The 3,091-nt window shown below is 59.7% G+C and carries 6 protein-coding genes; 1 reads left to right on the top strand and 5 read right to left on the bottom strand.

All coding sequences use genetic code 11. The annotated features are described in order from the left end of the window. Positions 1–40: 40 nt before the first annotated feature. The 5 genes from ACFMO5_RS05605 to ACFMO5_RS05585 form a co-directional block, all read right to left on the bottom strand. Positions 41–253 carry a 50S ribosomal protein L35 gene (locus ACFMO5_RS05605; RefSeq protein ID WP_376791771.1) on the bottom strand — a complete coding sequence of 71 codons (213 nt, stop codon included), beginning with the start codon at positions 251–253 and terminating at the stop codon, positions 41–43. Further along, entirely contained in the window at positions 219–821 is a 603-nt protein-coding gene (gene infC, locus ACFMO5_RS05600) for a translation initiation factor IF-3 (protein WP_376791772.1), read from the bottom strand. The genes ACFMO5_RS05605 and infC overlap by 35 nt, the downstream gene beginning before the upstream one ends. A 190-nt stretch (positions 822–1,011) precedes the next feature. After that, a complete protein-coding gene (locus tag ACFMO5_RS05595; protein WP_376791770.1) occupies positions 1,012–1,251 on the bottom strand; it encodes a putative signal transducing protein in 240 nt (79 codons plus the stop codon). Further along, positions 1,251–1,631, bottom strand: a complete 381-nt coding sequence (locus ACFMO5_RS05590) for a YtxH domain-containing protein (protein ID WP_376791769.1) — start codon at positions 1,629–1,631, stop codon at positions 1,251–1,253. The genes ACFMO5_RS05595 and ACFMO5_RS05590 overlap by 1 nt, the downstream gene beginning before the upstream one ends. 55 nt (positions 1,632–1,686) lie before the next feature. Then, a complete protein-coding gene (locus ACFMO5_RS05585; protein WP_376791768.1) occupies positions 1,687–2,076 on the bottom strand; it encodes a hypothetical protein in 390 nt (129 codons plus the stop codon). 625 nt (positions 2,077–2,701) lie between these two features. On the opposite strand from ACFMO5_RS05585, the gene ACFMO5_RS05580 reads away from it, so the two are divergent. Then, positions 2,702–3,091, top strand: a 390-nt coding sequence (locus ACFMO5_RS05580; RefSeq protein WP_376791767.1) for a hypothetical protein, incomplete at its 3' end; no start/stop codon positions are given.

The following is a 3,091-nucleotide window of genomic DNA, read 5'->3' as shown; positions in this document are numbered from 1 at the left end:
CCAAAGACGCGCGGCTCGGCCCCTAAAGCCCCCGGGAACCCTAATCCTGCTTCTCCAGATAAGGGGCCAACCGCTTCACCCGTTTATAAACGGAGGGCTCGCTCACTGTGAGCATCTCATCATAGAGCCGCTTGGTGCGCTTGGCGCGCTTACGCCGCAGGTGGCTGCGTCCGATCTTCGCTCGCACCAACTTCCCGCTTCCGGTATAGCGAAGCCGCTTAGCGGTCGCCTTGTGGGTCCGAATCTTGGGCACCTCCGATCACCTCCGAACTGGATTCGACCTTCCGCTCCGCTGGTTGCCCTCCTTTCCGACGCAGAGGGGCCAGCACCATGACCATGCTCTGGCCTTCCATGCTGGGCGGGATCTCCACCATCCCTACATCGGCCACCTGCTCCGCAAAGCGCTGGAGCATTTCTGTGGCCAGCTGCAGATGTGTGATCTCGCGCCCACGCATTCGAACCTGAACCTTCACCTTATTCCCATCGTTCAGGAAGCGCCGGGCATCCCGCACCTTAAATCCCACATGGTGCGGATCCGTCGTGGGGCGCAGGCGGATCTCTTTGACCACGATTTGTTTGAGCGCCTTACGAGCCTCCCGTTCCTTCTTGGCCTGTTCATAGAGGAACTTGCCATAATCCATAATGCGGCAGACCGGGGGATCCGCCTGAGGGGCAACCTCCACCAGATCCAGGCCATACTGACGGGCCATGGCGAGGGCCTCCATCAGGGGAACCACGCCGACCTGCTTTCCATCCGGGCCGATCAACCGAACCTGGCGGGCCCGAATCGCCTCATTCACTCGATGCTTTCGCGTGGAAATATGGGCCTCCTTCTGGGAACGGGATGCCGAAGAAGATCATAACATGGGGCTGCCCAAACGTCAACCGCGCGGAGGCTTTTTGGGTTAGGCAGCTTCCAGAGCTTAGTCAGGCTGCCTTGGGCGACCGGCCCCAGCTCCAAGCCCCCTGCCTGCCCATCGCGCCAGCCCGTTCCAGCGTCGCTGACCAAGTTCAGGCTTCCGGACCTGATGCGGAGGGGAGATCCTCTCCCGATAAGATCTGCCGGGCTTGTTCTGCACGGTCCTTCGGGACCAGAACCTCGACCCGGTAGAAGGCAGGCGCGATTAATGTGTGGATGGCTTCGTAACGAAGCCGGGCAGGGATCCCTTCCTGTTCTAATCGGGCTTGAATCATCTGACCCTCGATCAGGCTCCCCGCCTCGTAGACCAGCAGCCAATCCCTTGATCGCATCAAAGAGATTCTCCCCCTGCAGGTGGCTCGCCGGTCGTCGGAGCTGCAGTGCCCCGACGCTGGGCCATCATCTGTTCAAACTGGGCCCGGCTTTCCTCCAGCCATTTGCGAAGCTCCTCGGCGCGGCGACGGGCCTCTGCTGCAGCCTCCTCAGCGCGACGGCGCGCCTCCAACAGGGCAGCTTCTGTCTGAGAACGAACTTGGGCCGTGACCTCCTCCGCCTGGGTCTTCAATTCAATCCCCCGTTCCCGCAGCAGCCGTCGGGTTTCCTCGCCCGGACGCGGAGCAAACAGCAAGGCCACCACAGCGCCCACTAAGGCTCCGGTCAGAAACCCGGCCAGGAAGGCTCCAAACTCTCCATCCCTCTCCCGCTCCGTCATCGTTACCTCCTTGCCCGAGATTTTAGGATAAGCATTGGGCACAGCTGGGCCGGTTTTACAGGGATCGACCGCGCAACAGGCGGATCAACGTTCGCAGCGCCTGGGTGACGCCAGCTGCCACACTGGCCGCCTCGATGGTGGGGCGAGCCAGACGCCGGCCCAGGAAGATGCTGGTTCCATGCACCGTGTCCACCGTCTCCCGGGCGCGCTGGAGGATCGGCTGGATCTCCTGCTGCACCCAGTCGACTAGGCGAATCAGACGGTAAACCAGAAAGATCGACACCGCTGCGAGCAAGATCAGTTGTAGGGTCAGAGCGATGATCAGAACATCCCGGAGGACCGCCGCGACGGCCGGATGGGTGTAGAGGAAAACCAGAAAGGCCGCCACCAAGGCCAGGGCCGCTAAACCCAGGAGGATCCAGCCGATGGAAGACCAGCGACGCATTGGACGCACCTGTTCCCCAGTATCAGAATAATAACTGCTTTCGCTCCTTGCATCTCAATTATAAACCATCTTGGGTGCAATGCTTTGTCTATGTGATTCTTGAGGTCTATGGGCCTTGGAGATCTTCGAAAACGGGCGCTCGAGCGCCGGCTGACCCGGTGGCAGCCACCTCAGGTGGCTGCCACCGGGTCAGCCGGCAAATTTGACAAAACCACACCTTTTGCCTATAGTTAGGGATAGCCCTCATGAAGACCTGTCCCTCGTGCCCAAATCGGCGTAAGAGATCCAATCCCTGGCTCAAAAATGTCAGGGAAGGGTCTTTTGTTGTTTTTTATCGGCCGGGTGCGAGGGGCTGGAAGGGCGGTTAACAAACGCCTCTTTTGATCCAGCCGGGATGGAAAGCTGGTATTCCGCTTGGGAATGCGGCCCGTGATCTGAACAAGTCCCCCATCTCAATCCCGCACGATCTTCACGGCGATCAAGGAGATGGGAAGATTTTGCCTGCGTCCGGAAAGATCCATTCCGACAAGCTATAAGCTCTGTCCTCGATTGGCTCAATTCGTCGATGGTGTTCGCGTTGTAATCATTCACCGTCATTATGTAATTCGTCCTCAAGGAGGCGCCTGTGGAGGCCAAAGAGTTTCGCGCGCTGCGGATCTCACTGGCATCGCCGGAGCAAATCCTGTCCTGGTCTTACGGCGAGGTTACCAAGCCGGAGACGATCAACTATCGCCGGCTGCGGCCGGAAAAGGACGGCCTGTTCTGCGAGGTGATCTTCGGCCCCACCCGGGATTATCAATGTTACTGCGGGAAGTATAAAGGCCCTCGCTACAAAGGAATCGTTTGCGAGAAATGCGGTGTTGAGGTGACCCGCGCGACGGTGCGCCGGGAGCGGATGGGGCATATTACGCTGGCCGCCCCGGTGGCCCACATCTGGTATACCCGACGGGTCCCCTCCTATTTGGGCTTGCTGCTCGATATCTCCCGACGCAATCTGGACCGGGTGCTTTATTTC

It is taken from the genome of Thermoflexus sp., assembly GCF_042408365.1.
In the GTDB taxonomy this organism is placed as follows: domain Bacteria; phylum Chloroflexota; class Anaerolineae; order Thermoflexales; family Thermoflexaceae; genus Thermoflexus.
Note: the sequence above shows the minus strand (reverse complement) of the source record. Positions and strands in the feature narration are given on the sequence as shown.

Bases quoted from the DNA above. Each gene is read 5' to 3' on its own strand.
- ACFMO5_RS05585 (WP_376791768.1), bottom strand. From the start codon at position 2,076: ATGCGTCGCTGGTCTTCCATCGGCTGGATCCTCCTGGGTTTAGCGGCC.
- ACFMO5_RS05595 (WP_376791770.1), bottom strand. From the start codon at position 1,251: ATGCGATCAAGGGATTGGCTGCTGGTCTACGAGGCGGGGAGCCTGATC.
- ACFMO5_RS05590 (WP_376791769.1), bottom strand. From the start codon at position 1,631: ATGACGGAGCGGGAGAGGGATGGAGAGTTTGGAGCCTTCCTGGCCGGG.